10 protein-coding genes are annotated in these 13,685 nt (G+C 54.6%); 9 read left to right on the top strand and 1 reads right to left on the bottom strand.

Features of this window, described 5'->3' with window-relative positions:
• The first annotated feature begins 235 nt into the window (after positions 1 to 235).
• The 6 genes from recG to gltA all read left to right on the top strand — a co-directional run bounded on the left by recG (position 236) and on the right by gltA (position 7,632).
• Positions 236 to 2,254, top strand: a complete 2,019-nt coding sequence (gene recG / locus I2G61_RS15980; RefSeq protein ID WP_072683307.1) for an ATP-dependent DNA helicase RecG — start codon at positions 236 to 238, stop codon at positions 2,252 to 2,254.
• 42 nt (positions 2,255 to 2,296) lie between these two features.
• Positions 2,297 to 2,977 (top strand): ribonuclease III, encoded by a 681-nt coding sequence (gene rnc / locus I2G61_RS15975; protein WP_072683306.1) that lies wholly within the window; start codon positions 2,297 to 2,299, stop codon positions 2,975 to 2,977.
• Positions 2,978 to 2,979: 2 nt separating this feature from the next.
• The gene (locus tag I2G61_RS15970; RefSeq protein WP_072683305.1) at positions 2,980 to 3,999 is read left to right on the top strand and encodes an aldose epimerase family protein; all 1,020 of its coding nucleotides are present in this window, start codon (positions 2,980 to 2,982) and stop codon (positions 3,997 to 3,999) included.
• Entirely contained in the window at positions 3,996 to 5,264 is a 1,269-nt protein-coding gene (locus I2G61_RS15965; protein ID WP_072683304.1) for a galactokinase family protein, read from the top strand. Before I2G61_RS15970 ends, I2G61_RS15965 begins: the two co-directional genes overlap by 4 nt.
• Before the next feature lie 171 nt (positions 5,265 to 5,435).
• Complete coding sequence (locus I2G61_RS15960) at positions 5,436 to 6,254, top strand: sulfide/dihydroorotate dehydrogenase-like FAD/NAD-binding protein (RefSeq protein WP_072683303.1); 819 nt, start codon at positions 5,436 to 5,438, stop codon at positions 6,252 to 6,254.
• A 1-nt stretch (position 6,255) separates the two neighbouring features.
• Entirely contained in the window at positions 6,256 to 7,632 is a 1,377-nt protein-coding gene (gltA, locus tag I2G61_RS15955) for an NADPH-dependent glutamate synthase (protein ID WP_072683302.1), read from the top strand.
• Positions 7,633 to 7,899: 267 nt separating this feature from the next.
• Here the strand turns inward: gltA and I2G61_RS15950 are convergent, their stop codons facing one another.
• A complete protein-coding gene (locus I2G61_RS15950; RefSeq protein WP_072683301.1) occupies positions 7,900 to 8,988 on the bottom strand; it encodes a metallophosphoesterase in 1,089 nt (362 codons plus the stop codon).
• Positions 8,989 to 9,228: 240 nt separating this feature from the next.
• Between I2G61_RS15950 and ltaE the strand changes: the two genes are divergently transcribed.
• The 3 genes from ltaE to I2G61_RS15935 are packed head-to-tail and all read left to right on the top strand — an operon-like array spanning position 9,229 to position 13,493.
• On the top strand, positions 9,229 to 10,257 hold the full coding sequence (gene ltaE, locus I2G61_RS15945) for a low-specificity L-threonine aldolase (RefSeq protein ID WP_072683300.1): 1,029 nt from the start codon (positions 9,229 to 9,231) through the stop codon (positions 10,255 to 10,257).
• Complete coding sequence (locus tag I2G61_RS15940) at positions 10,257 to 11,504, top strand: Xaa-Pro peptidase family protein (protein ID WP_072683299.1); 1,248 nt, start codon at positions 10,257 to 10,259, stop codon at positions 11,502 to 11,504. Before ltaE ends, I2G61_RS15940 begins: the two co-directional genes overlap by 1 nt.
• A 3-nt stretch (positions 11,505 to 11,507) precedes the next feature.
• Complete coding sequence (locus I2G61_RS15935; RefSeq protein WP_072683298.1) at positions 11,508 to 13,493, top strand: S9 family peptidase; 1,986 nt, start codon at positions 11,508 to 11,510, stop codon at positions 13,491 to 13,493.
• Positions 13,494 to 13,685 lie beyond the last annotated feature (192 nt).

The following is a 13,685-nucleotide window of genomic DNA, read 5'->3' as shown; positions in this document are numbered from 1 at the left end:
TTTTTTTATGCTCAAGAAAAAAAGGCGTTGGTTTCCACCAACACCAAAATTTATAGAACCGAAAATCTCTGCATTCCGTTTTTGTTTTGTCTGCGAATGAAGATCCGGATTCTGCCATGGGCATAAATCAAACGCAAAAGCAGAGATCTCTGCCGGAGATTTTCAAGTTCGCTTGGCGCTGACTTGAAAAATAAGGTATAATAAAGCTATTCTTGTTTGAAAGGAGGAAGAACCGATGGCGCTGACGTTAAAACAGTTGAAAATGACCCCGAAGCGGACCGAGCTGTTGGAAAAAATGGGACTGACCGACAGCGACGCGATTCTGATGTGCGTGCCGCTGCGCTATCAAAGCCGTGAGGTGATTCCTTATGATCAATGGCAGGTGAAAAGCGAGGTTATTCTGGAAGGGCAGATTGTGCGGCCGGCGCGGACGATGCGGATTCGCGGCGGCAAGACGATGACGAAGTTCCAGCTGGAAAATGACGACGATTGCTTTGAGATCACGATATTCAACCGCCCCTGGGCCAGTAATCTGACGGTGGGCCAGCGCGTGACGGTGATCGGCTATTACCAGGGCGGAAACAAGATCACAGCTTCGACGTATAACTCGCAGCCGCTGCAGGAACAGCTGGGCGTCACGCCGGTCTATCCTTTAAAGGAAGGCATGACGCAGAAGATGATGCAGGAAATTATCAAAAAAACCTTCATCACCGCTCAATCGCATATTGAAGAGCTCGTACCGCCTTCGCTTCAGGCACAATACCGCCTGCTGCCGAAAAAGACGGCGCTGCGCTGCCTGCATTTCCCACGCTCCATGGACGAGGTCTACCAGGCCACGCGGACGCTGAAATACGAGGAGTTTCTGAAATTTCATCTTGTACTGGAGATGATCCACCGGCAACAGACCGAAACCGTGACGAAGAAAGCCAAGCAATTCGATGCTGAACAGGTGTACGCGCTGGCGAATCACCTCTCCTTCGCGATGACCCCGGATCAGTTCAAAGCGGTGCGGGATATTCTGGCCGACATGGGCAGCGATAAAATCATGTATCGGTTAATCCAGGGCGACGTCGGCTGCGGCAAAACTCTGGTCGCTTCGCTGGCTTTGTATGCCTGCGTGCTCAGCGGCCATCAGGGCGCGATCATGGCCCCAACGGAAATCCTTGCCCGTCAGCATGCCGTTTCCTTAAAGAAGCTTTTCGCCGGTCTGCCGATCAAGATCGACGTGCTTTGTTCGTCGCTGCCTTCGGCAAAGAAAAAAGAAGTGCTGCAGGCGATGAAGGACGGAACGCTGAATCTGGTCGCCGGCACGCACGCGCTCTTTCAAAAGGAAGTGGAGTTTGCCAAATTGGGGCTGGTCGTCGCTGACGAGCAGCATCGCTTCGGTGTGGAACAACGCCGCGCGTTAAAGGAAAAGGGCGAGAAGGTCGACTTTCTGTTGATGAGCGCGACGCCGATCCCGCGGACGCTGGCCGCGACGCTCTACGGCGACATGGATATCTCGACGATCATGACGATGCCGCCGGGCCGCAAACCGATTCAGACTCGGTTAGTGGAGGAAAACAGCCTGCGCACGATCATGCCGCAGCTGTTGGACCAGCTGGAGCAGGGCGGTCAGATTTACATCGTCTGCAGCGCGATCGAGGAAAATGAAAACTTCGACGGCCGCAACGTGCTTGATATTTTTGAAAGCTTAAGCGAAGCCTTTTCAGGCAAGGCCAAGCTGGGCCTGATGCATGGGCGCATGAGCAGCGAGGAAAAGGAACAGGCGATGCATGATTTTGAGGCCAATAAGACGCAGATCTTAGTGTCGACGACGGTCATCGAGGTCGGCGTCAACGTCGTTAACGCCTGCTGCATGGTGATTTACGACGCGCACCGCTTCGGTCTGTCGCAGCTCCATCAGCTGCGCGGCCGGGTTGGCCGCGGACGCCGGCAGGGCTATTGTTTTTTACTGACCGCAAGCAAGGATCCGGAAAGTCTGGCCCGTTTGAAAATCATGGAACAGACGACAGATGGTTTCGAGATCGCGATGAAGGATCTGGAACAACGCGGACCAGGCGAGCTGCTGGGTACCCGTCAAAGCGGGGTGCCGGGATTGATTTTAGGCGATCTTATCGCCGATACCAGAATCATCCAGACTGCCCGTCAGGACGCGGCGCGGATCCTGAACGATCCGGACAACACGGAGTTTCAGCCGTTGTTAACTAAAATCCGGAAAGAAAATGAATCCGCTATTTCTTATATGGATTAATCACGATATAATAAAATAAGAGAATCAGAAAGGAAGAAAAAAATGAAAATATGCGAATGGCTTGAAGCACGAGGAATTCATTGCAAAGACAGCCGGTTGATCGAGCAGGCTTTTGTGCATTCCTCGTATGTCAATGAACATAAGCAGCTGAAACATGATAACGAGCGCCTGGAATTCATGGGCGACGCGGTGCTGCAGCTGTGGGTTTCGGATAAATTGTTCCGCCTGGATCCGCCGCTGGACGAAGGGCATATGACGACCTTCCGCGCGCAGCTGGTGTGCGAGGAGGCGTTGGCGATCTATGCCCGGCAGCTGCAGCTGAATTCCTTCTTGAAGCTGGGCGTGGGCGAGGAAAAAACCGGCGGCCGCGAGCGCGATTCGATCATCGCCGATATGTTTGAAGCGATGCTGGGCGCACTGTATGAGGATGGCGGTATGGGACCGATCGACAATATCCTGACCGAGGTAATCGTGCCGCATTTAAGCCATCCGGAGGAACCGATCATCGTCGATTATAAGACGAAGCTGCAGGAATATGTCCAATCGGATTCCCGCAAAACCGTGACCTATGAAGTCATCAATACGACGGGGCCTTCCAATAAACCGGAGTTTGAAGTGCAGGTTAAACTGGACGGGATTATTCTGGGCACAGGCAAGGGCAACTCCAAGAAAAAGGCGGAACAAAAAGCCGCTCAGAACGCGTTTGAAAAGATGGTGCTGTGAAGATGAACAAAGGAAACTTCGGAACGCTGCAGGACGGCCGGTCTGCGCAGTGGTTAGAAATTGAAAACGATAAGCTGCGGGTGCGCGTCAGCGATTACGGCGCCACGCTGGTTTCACTGTGGGTCAAGGACGCACAGTTGGACGCAGTGCTGGGCTTCGATCAGGTCGGCGGCTATCAGCAATCCGTCAAATACATGGGCGCGATGATCGGGCGCGTCGCTAACCGCATTAAGGACGGGCAGTTCACGCTCGATGGACAGGCTTACACGCTTTACCGCAACGATAAAGGCAATACGCTGCACGGTGGTCAGGAAGGGTTTGACGCGAAGCTGTGGACGGTGCGGGAACATACTTCCCAGACGGTCACGCTGGAGCTGGTATCGCCGGCGGGCGACGAAGGCTTTCCCGGTGAGCTGACGGTCACGGTGACCTATGCTCTGGCAGGCAACCGGCTGTCGATTACGACCCGCACCCGCACGACCGCCGCGACGCCGGTATCGCTGACCAATCACGCCTATTTCTCGCTGAACGGACAGATTCCGTCGTTAGACGAACATTGGATTCAGGTGGACGCCGATGAAATCGGTTTGCTTGATCCCAATGGCTGCACGCGTCCGGAAACGCTGGAGGTCGAAGGCACGGCCTTCGATCTGCGCCAGCCGAAAAAACTGACCGAGGTCTTAAACCAACATCACAGCCAGCTGGAAATCGCCGGCGGCCTGGATCATAATTATGTGCTCAACGGCGTTGGCTTCCGACCGGTCGCCAGCCTGATCAAAGGCGGACTGACGATGCGGGTGCTGAGCGATATGCCGGACATGCATGTCTACACCGCCAACTTCTTAAACAGCGAGGTTGGCCGCGGCGGGGTGCGGTATACGCCGCATTGCGCAGTTTGTTTTGAAACGCAGTATTATCCCAACAGCGTCAATGATCCATCGAAGATTTCCTGCATTCTGAACCCGGGTGAAACGATGGAGCATTGCACGGCATTTGAATTTGATCAGGAGGATCAGGCATGAACAAGACAGAGCTTAAAGCGGCGTTAAATGAACAGCGGCCGCGGTTCACCAGTCTGTATGGAGAGGGACAGGCTGAGCGTCAGATCGCACGCTACGGCCAGTTGATCGACGATTACGAAAGAGCGTTTGGAAATACGGACTGCGCTTTGTTTTCGGCTCCGGGACGAACCGAGGTCGGCGGCAACCATACCGACCACCAACATGGCCGCGTTTTGGCAGCCAGCGTCAATATGGATGCGGCAGCGGCGGCCGGCAGGCGGGAAGGCGAGGTCGTCTTTTACTCGGAAGGCTTTGAGATCAAACCAGTGTCGTTAGCGGATCTGTTTGTCCATCCGGAAGAAAAAAACACCTCGGAAGCACTGATCCGCGGCGTGCTGGCCGGATTTGTCCAGCGCGGCTACAAGATCGGCGGATTTCAGGCCGTTTCCAACAGCACGGTGCTGAAAGGCTCGGGAATTTCTTCCTCCGCTGCTTTTGAAGTGCTGGTCGGCACGATTTTATCGCATTTGTATAATGACGGACAGGTTTCCGCGCAGGAAATCGCCAAGATCGGTCAGTATGCAGAAAACGTGTATTTTGGCAAGCCGAGCGGGCTGCTCGACCAGATGGCTTGTTCCGTCGGCAATTTTGTGACGATTGATTTCAAGGATCCGCAGAATGTGCTTGTGGAACAGGTTGATTTTGATTTCAATCACAGTCAGATCGCGTTGTGTCTGGTCGATACGCGCCAGGATCACGCCGATCTGTCGGATGAATACGGTCTGATGCCTTCAGAAATGCGTCAGGTTGCCGCGTATTTCGGCGCCGAGGTGCTGCGTCAGGTGGAGCCGGCTGAGTTCTACCGCCGGCTGCGCGAGGTGCGGGAGAAGGTTCAGAACGATCGTGCAATTCTGCGGGCGATTCATTTCTTTGAGGAAGACGCGCGGGTGCCGCTGCAGGTGCAGGCGCTGAAGGATCACGATCTGAAGCGTTTCTTTGAACTGGTGATCGAATCGGGGCATTCCAGCTTCATGTATTTACAGAACGTAACCAGTCCGAGCGATATCCGGCATCAGTCGCTGGCGCTGGCGCTGGCCTTGTCGGAAAACGTGCTGAAGGGCCATGGCGCATGGCGCGTCCACGGCGGCGGTCTGGCAGGAACGATTCAGGCGTTTGTGCCGCTGGCGTTGCTTGACTCGTATCAGAAGGTCATGGACGACTGCTTCGGCTCAGGCAGCTGTCATGTTTTATCCATACGTCCGGAAGGCGGAGTCCGGCTGATTTAAAAGAACCGTAAAGGTTCTTTTTTTTGTTTTGTCAAGCAGAAAGCATCAGAATTCAGACACTTTCCTGTTAATGGAGATTGTGAATAATGAAATTAATTTAACTTGTTGAATTCACAAGGTGTTCGCTATATACTTAATTTATGAAAGGGATTGCAGAAAGGATGAGAGAACATGGTTGAAATTTTAGAAGCTCGTGTCCTGAACCCGCAGATCACGTTGCTGAAGTTAAAAGCAGAGCGGATCGCGAAGAAGGTTCAGCCAGGACAGTTTGTGATTCTTCATCAAGATGAAAAAGCAGAAAGGATCCCGTTAACGATTGCGGATTCCGATCCGCAGGAGGGCACGATCACCGTGATCGTACAAGCCGCGGGCGAATCGACGAAGCGGCTTTGCGCCTTAAAGACCGGTGATTCGATTCGCGATGTCGTCGGGCCATTAGGTCAGGCTACTGATTTTGGCGAAGCACAGAATATCTGCGTGATCGGCGGCGGCGTCGGCTGCGCGATCGCGTATCCAAGTGCGAAGGCCTGCCACCAGCGGGGCGCGCATGTCGATTTGATCGCCGGCTTTAAAAATGAATCGCTGGTTATTTTGAAAGAGGAAATGACGGCGATCGCGGACGAGTTTACGCTGATCAGCGACGATGGCAGCACCGGCAAGCAGGGCTTTGTCACCGATGCGCTGAAAGAAAAGCTGGAACAGGGAAAGAAATATGATTTAGTCATCGCCATCGGACCGATCATCATGATGAAGATGGTTTGCAAGGTGACGGAAGCGGCCGGCATCAAGACGCTGGTCAGCCTGAATCCGATCATGATCGACGGCACCGGCATGTGCGGCGGATGCCGCGTCACCGTTGGCGGCAAGGTGAAGTTCGCCTGTGTCGACGGCCCGGATTTCGACGGCCATCAGGTTGATTTCGACGAGCTAATGCAGCGTAACCGCACGTATATGGAAGATCATCGCTGTCATCTTGAGGAGGCGAAATAACATGCCGAATATGCAGAATGAAAAAACGCCGATGCCTTTGCAGGAGGGCCTGGTGCGGATTACAAACTTTGAGGAAGTTGCGTTAGGTTATACTGAGGAACAGATGATCAACGAGGCAGATCGTTGTCTGCACTGCGTCAATCATCCATGCACAGCGGGCTGCCCGGTTTCCGTCATGATTCCGGATTTTATCCAGGCGCTGAAGCAGGGCAAGATCGACGAGGCTTACGGCATCATTACCAGGACCAACAGTTTCCCGACAATCTGCGGGCGCGTCTGTCCGCAGGAAAACCAGTGTGAAAAGAACTGTGTCCGCGGAATCCGCGGGGAAGCCGTGGCGATCGGCCGGCTGGAACGCTATGTCGCCGACCATCACACGCCAGTTTACCCGGAAAAGCCGCAGCCCAACGGAATGAAGGTTGCGATTGTCGGCTCCGGTCCGGCCGGGCTGGCCTGTGCGGCGGATTTGGCGAAGGAAGGGTTTGCGGTGACGATCTATGAAGCTTTGCATGAGGCGGGCGGCGTCTTGCGCTACGGTATTCCGGAATTTCGTCTGCCGAAGCGAATCGTCGACGAACAGCTCGATCAACTGAAACACCTGGGCGTTGCGATTGAAACCAACGTCATTATCGGCAAGACCTTGACGATGCAGGAGTTGGAAGACGAAGGCTTCCAGGCGGTCTTTATCGGCAGCGGCGCCGGTTTACCGAAGTTCATGGGCATTCCGGGAGAAACTGCGGCCGGGGTCTTCAGCGCTAACGAAGTGCTGACCCGCGTCAATCTGATGAAGGCCTATCGCGAGGATCATCTGACGCCGTATTATCAAAGCAATCACACGATCGTCGTGGGCGGCGGCAACGTCGCGATGGATGCCGCACGCTGCGCCCGCCGGCTGGGGAAGAAAGTTACAATCGTCTACCGCCGGTCGCTGGCGGAAATGCCGGCGCGCAAGGAAGAAGTCGAACATGCGATGGACGAGGACATCACGTTTATGACGCTGCACAATCCGGTTGAAATCTACAAGGATGAGAAAGGCTTCGTCAAAGGCGTGAAGCTGGAGAAGATGGAGCTGGGCGAGCCGGATGAGCGCGGCCGGCGTTCGCCGGTGCCGACTGGAGAAATGATCGATTTGGTCTGCGACTGCGTGATCATGGCTTTAGGCACTTCCAGCAATCCGCTGCTTGTCCGCAGTGAACCTCGCTTACAGACCAATGCCCGCGGGTGTCTGGTCGTCAACGAAGAACAGGAAACGACGATGAAGAACGTCTACGCCGGCGGCGACGCAGTCAGCGGCGCGGCGACGGTCATCCTGGCGTTAGGCGCGGGGAAGAAAGCGGCCGCCTCGATTATCAAGGCGTTGACGCCGAACAAAGCATAATTGTAAAATCTTGAAGAGCTGCGCAGGTTGAGAGAAGCGCAGCTTTTCTCATTTTTTAAAACAAGCAAGGCGGAAATGCAAGGCTTTCCTGTCGAACGTACTTTTTGATTTTGAGTATAGCTTTAACGATGATTTCTGCGAATGAGGGGAAAGTAACCTTGCGAAACATAAAAAAACTGCCCCGAGGAATCTGAGCAGGAATGATTAAATTCAAGGACATCTAGACTAAGAAAAAGGACATCTGACTAAGAAATAGGATGCAGGTCTTCAGGCATTATCGGCAGGAATTCCTGACTGTGCCTGAAAATGCAGCGTGACCCGCAGAATTTCACTCACAGTGCCGAAACGAAACGGTAATCCCCAGACGCCCATTCCACTGGTGACCAGCGCTTGCGGCTGGGTATCGCAGTGGCCGGCGACGCACGGATAAGCCAGTCCAACAATCAGGGAGAACGGCGCAACCTGTCCCGCGTGGGTATGGCCGGACACCTGTAAAAGCACCGCCGGGTTTTTCTCTTTCAGTTTAGGCTGATGATCGACGACGATCCAGTCGGCGTTCAGATTGCCGATCAAATCGTTTAACGCCAGACGCGGCTGCGAGCGGTCCTGACGGAACAACAGCTGAAGATGCTCGTCAATCGCGATGGTTTGATCGCGAAGCAGGACGATCCGGCTGGCCTGGATTTGTTGGGAATACGCTTCATAGCGGCGTTGGTGGTATTCATGATTGCCCGCCGCCAGATAGACCGTTTCCAGTTGGGAATGATTGACGGCATCGAGGAATTGCTGCAGCTGTTGCGGCGTCGTGTATTCGTCGAACAGATCGCCGGCGATGATCACCGGCTGCTCCGGCGTTTGTTCCAGGATGCGGATTAAGGCGTTGATTTCCTTCGTGTTGACGGAGGTTCCCAAATGCAAATCCGAGATCACGGTGAACTGCAGTTCGTCATGTGGAAACCGGGAGCTCAGCGTGAGCTGGGTATCGTGAACGGCAAGCGTATGCGCCTGCCGCCATCCTGTGACGCTGATTCCGCCGCTCAGCAGGACGCTGAGACTCAGCCAGCTGAGCAGCCAGGTCCGCGTACCGGTGTGCCGCAGCTGAAAAAGCAGCAGAAGCAGTGTGGAAATCGCCAGGAAAACCAACGCGCCCAAGGCCAGAGCCTGAACGAATTGCGTAGAGCCCAGCGGTAAGGGCATGAACCGGACGATGAATATCAGTACCGCGACTCCGTCAAAAATCTGGATTTTTTTGCGAATGCTGAACGAAACATGACTGCGCTCAAGCAGGCGCTGCTGGGCGGCCAGACCCGCCAGAATTCCGGCCAAGACCAGAATTAATATCAATTTAAGCACCATAGTCTCACTTCCTATTCATTAGGATACCAGAGAAAACGAAAAATCAGCGTCAGAAAAAATAAAGAATTTTGAAAACCGGCTTCAAAGAAGACCAGGACTAACCTGGAAGAATCAGTTCAATGAAAATTGTTTCAGGAAGAAATTGAAAAAAGATCATCAAGAAGTTCAGGAATCCGGGGAAAAGACTTTAAAAGACCTGCGTTTTTTTCTATAATGAAAATCAGAATTGGAGTTGAAATCATGAAAATACTCGATTTGCGCAGCGACACGGTTACGCAGCCGACGCCTCAGATGCGGGAAGCAATCGCTTCCGCCCTTGTCGGCGACGATGTGTATGGCGACGATCCGACGGTCAACGAGCTGGAGCGTCAGGCTGCCGAGCGTTTAGGCAAGGAAGCGGCGTTGTTTGTTTCCAGCGGAACGATGGGGAATCTGTTAGGCGTTCAGTCGCAGACTCAGCGCGGGGATGAAGTGATCCTCGGAGCGCGGAGCCACATCATCACCCATGAAGTCGGCCATCTCGCTCAGATCTGTCAATGTATGGGGCGGACGATCGACAACCCGGACGACCGGATTTATCCGGACGATATCCGTCAGGCGATCCGGCCGGATGACATTCACGAACCGCCGACAACGCTGCTCTGTCTGGAAAACGCGTTGTCCAACGGCACAGTGGTGCCGTTGGAACTCATGCGGCAGGATTATGCCGCAGCGAAGGAAGCCGGACTCAACGTCCATCTGGACGGCGCACGATTGTTTAACGCGGCGACGGCGCTGGGCGTTGATGCGGCAGAGCTGGCGGCCTGTGCGGATTCCGTGACGTTCTGCCTGTCCAAAGGACTATGCGCGCCGGTCGGTTCAATGTTATGCGGAACGAAGGAATTCATTGCCCGCGCGCGGCGCAACCGCAAGCGGATCGGCGGCGGCTTGCGTCAGGCAGGATTTCTGGCCGCGGCCGGATTGATCGCGATGAATCAGATGAGCCTGCGGCTGGGCGAGGATCACGCCAATGCGAAAACATTGGCGGCGATGCTGGCGGAGCTGGACGGCGTTGCGGTGGCGAAGGATCAGCTGGATATCAATATGGTCTTTCTGACGCTGAACGGTCTGGCCGCGCCGGAGCGGTTTGTCGATGCATTAAAGGAACAGGGGATTTTAATCAACGGTGCGGATCACGGCGTTTACCGGCTGGTCACGCACTGGGGAATTGAGACCGCGGATCTGCCGCGGATTGCCGCAGCGATCGACCGCTGCAGAAAGGAACTGTAATGGACTATAAAACACGCCGAACCCGCGTCATGGAGGCAATGCCGCAGGGTTCCCTGGCATTATTCTTCTCCGGCAAAGCGCCGGTCCGTTCGCTGGACGAGGCCTATCCGTTCTCGGTCAACCGTAATTTTTACTATCTGACCGGTTTAGATCGGGAGTCGATGACGCTGGCGCTGATTAAAAACGGTGATTCCGTGCAGTCAGTGCTGTTTATCGAGCCGTTTGATCCGGAACAGGCCCGCTGGGTCGGCGGCCGGATGAAACCGGAGGAAGCACAGCAGCAGGCCGATGTCGACGCAGTGTATCCGAATGCGGAAATGCTTGATTTCATCCATCGTCAGATGAAGCTGAACCGCGGCAACCGCCGTATGAGCGTCGGGCTGGATCTGGCGAAGGAGAGCTGGGAGGAGCCGGATGATCCGGCCTATCGGTTTGCCAGTCATGTGCGGCAGCATTATCCCAGCGTCGATCTGATCAACGTCCACGCGTCCCTGGCCCAGCTGCGGATGATCAAGGACGAGGATGAACTGAATCTGATGCGGCAGGCGCAGGAAGCGACGATCACCGCCGTCAAGGTGATGATGCGGCATTGCGCGCCGGGCATCAATGAAACCGAGCTGGAAGGGGTCTTCGACTTCGCTTTGATGAAGCAGGGGGTGCGCGAGCATGCGTTCCCGACGATCTGCGCTTCGGGCGCCAATGCGACGACGCTGCATTACAGCCGCAATGACGAAGTGATCGAAGACGGCAGTCTGGTGCTGTGCGATCTGGGCGGTGCGGTTGGTCATTACTGTGCCGATATCACGCGCACCTATCCGGCCAACGGCCGTTTCACAGAGCGCCAGAAACAGATTTATGATATCGTGCTGGAAGGTCAGCGGCGGGTGATCGCCGCCATCCGGCCGGGACGCACGCTGCGTCAGCTGAACCAGGTGCTGGTTGATTTTTACAGCGAACAGCTCGCCGCGATCGGTCTGTTAGATCACGGCATGACCGTGCGGGATTACTACTTCCACAGTGTGTCGCACCATCTGGGTCTGGATACTCACGACGTCAACATCGCGAATCTGCCGCTGGCAGCGGGGATGGTGATCACCGTGGAGCCGGGACTGTACCTGGAAGCGGAGGGGATTGGCATTCGGATCGAGGACGATGTGCTCGTCAGCGAAACCGGGGCGGTCAACTTAAGCGAAAAGCTGCCGCATACGACGGAAGAAATAGAAACGTTCATGAACAAGGGGGAATAAACAATGGACAAACTTCAACGTGATGAATTTTACAACTACCGCTTTTTATCCAATCTGACTGTATCGCCGGAAAAAACGGCGGCGGCTGTGACGGTCTGGCAGGCGGATCCGAAGAACAACGGCTACACAAGCAACATCTGGGTCCGCAAGGATCAGGGATTTGCGCAGCTGACGGCGATGGATAAGGAAAGCAGCTTTATCTTTGATGATGAGACGACAATCCTGTTTGCGGCCAGCCGTGACAGCCAGGACAAGAAGAAGGCGGAAGCCGGCGAGCCGTATACCGCGTATTACCGGATTTCGTTAACGGGTGGGGAAGCGGTCAAGGCCTTTACGGTACCGTTAAAGGCGATCGGGATCTGGAAGCTGGACGTGGATCTGTATCTGATCAAAGCCCGCACGGATGCCGGAATCGGCGATTTTGCGGCGATGAGCGAAGAACAGCGCGAACAGGTTTTGAAGGCGAAGAAAGACAACGTTGATTATGAAGTTTTCGATGAAATTCCGTTCTGGTCCAACGGCGGCGGATTCACGAACAAGCTGCGGAATACGTTGTATGTCGTCGATGCGAAGGCGAAGACCTGCACGCCGATCACCGCGCCGCTGTTTATGACCGGCGACGTCGACGTGAAGGAGGGCAAGGTGCTGTATACCGGCGAGGAATACACAAGCCGTCCGCAGCGCAAGGCTTCCGTCTATCTGTATGACGTCAAAACCAGGACGACGGAATGTGTTTATGATAAAAAAGAATATTCGATTCACGAAGCCGCGTTTTTCGGTGAGGCCATCGTGCTGGCGGCTGCGACGACAACCCGCCATGGCAATAACGAAAATCCGTATCTTTATAAGCTTGATCCGGTGAGCCATGAGGTGACGCTGTGGGCGCCGTACGAGTACAGTATGGGCTCCTCGGTCGGCTCCGACTGCCGTTATGGCGGCGGCTGCGGTTTTGCGGCGGATGAAAAAGCGCTGTATTTCTTGACGACGCGCGAGGACAGCTCGCATTTGTATAAGATGGGCGCCTGCGGCTGCATTCAGCCGGTGATCGAGCTGACAGGCTCTGTCGATCATTTCGCGCTGGCCGACGGTAAGATTCTGTTTGCGGGCATGCTGGGGCAGAAGCTGCAGGAAATCTATGAGTATGATCCGGAGACTAAGACGACCACCCAGATTTCCGATTTCAACGAAGCGGTGTTAACGAATAAATATGTCGCGGTTCCGCAGCGGTTAAGCGTCGAGTCGGAAGGCACGACGATCAACGGCTGGGTGCTGCTGCCGAAGGATTATGATGAAACGAAGCGCTATCCGGCAATCCTGGATATCCATGGCGGACCGAAGACAGTGTATGGCGAGGTCTTCTATCATGAGATGCAGGTCTGGGCGAACGAAGGCTATTTTGTCTTCTTCTGCAACCCGATCGGCTCCGACGGCCGCGATAATGAATTCGCGGATCTGCGCGGCAAATACGGCACCTGCGATTACAACAACATCATGGATTTCACGGATGCGGTGCTCAAGCAGTATCCGGCGATCGACGCGCAGCGTGTCGGCGTAACCGGCGGCAGCTACGGCGGATTCATGACCAACTGGATCATCGGCCATACCTCGCGCTTTGCGGCCGCGGCCTCCCAGCGCAGCATCGCCAACTGGATTTCGTTCTACGGCGTTTCCGATATCGGCATGACCTTCGGACCAGACCAGCAGGGCGGCAATATCTACGACGATACGGAAAAGCTGTGGTGGCATTCCCCAGTTAAGTATGCGCGTGCCTGCACGACGCCGACGCTGTTTATCCATTCTGATGAAGATTACCGCTGTCCGATGGCGGAAGGCTTGCAGATGTATACCGCTCTGGTCGATCTGGGCGTCGAGTCCAAGCTCGTGTATTTCAAGGGTGAAAATCATGAACTGAGCCGGTCCGGCAAACCGCTACACCGGATGAGAAGATTGAACGAGATCACCGACTGGATGCAGTCGCATTTAAAATAAACCAGAGAATTCATGACGATACCGCTTAGCGCGGTATCGTTCTTGTATTCCGCGTTCCCGCATCAGTCCGAGGCGAGATTGACGATCTTTATGCCGCGGATTTAGAAATGAATGAAACAGGGTTTTGAAACTAAAAAGGCTCTTTCAAAAATAGTGTTGGTGAGAGAAAAACCGAAACAAGAAAGACGCAGA

The sequence above is a fragment of the Holdemania sp. 1001095H_141210_F2 genome (assembly GCF_015558105.1).
GTDB lineage: Bacteria > Bacillota_I > Bacilli_A > Erysipelotrichales > Erysipelotrichaceae > Holdemania.
The sequence above is the reverse complement of the archived record's forward strand: the minus strand, read 5'-3'. Positions and strand labels throughout refer to the sequence as shown.